This window comes from Pedobacter sp. L105 (assembly GCF_009765875.1).
In the GTDB taxonomy this organism is placed as follows: domain Bacteria; phylum Bacteroidota; class Bacteroidia; order Sphingobacteriales; family Sphingobacteriaceae; genus Pedobacter.
The window spans coordinates 1-278 of sequence record NZ_LMUP01000022.1 but is presented as its reverse complement, the minus strand read 5'-3'; the positions used below and the strand labels follow the sequence as shown (position 1 = coordinate 278).

Here is a 278-nt window from a genome sequence, read left to right as displayed (position 1 = left end):
GTAGGCTGTGTAGTTAAACTGGCCTGCGTGTCTCCATTTACAAAACCGCTGTAACTTGCTGTTAAAGTAGGTACCGCTGCACCATATGCCTTGGTCTGGTTATCCGCAGTGATCGTTAGTGGCGCTGAAGTAATTGATAAATTGCCAGCAGTGTAACTGATGGTATAATTAGGACTTACCGCTCCGCTTGCAGTAATCGGATAAGGACTACCTGCTACAGACGATGTTGCCGTAGCAGTAGTTGTCAACGTAGGCTGTGTAGTTAAACTGGCCTGCGT

At 47.1% G+C, this 278-nt stretch carries 1 protein-coding gene; it reads right to left on the bottom strand.

Annotated features, from left to right (window positions below):
* Positions 1-278, bottom strand: a 278-nt coding sequence (locus tag GSQ84_RS27705) for an MBG-2 domain-containing protein (protein WP_174238705.1), incomplete at both ends; no start/stop codon positions are given.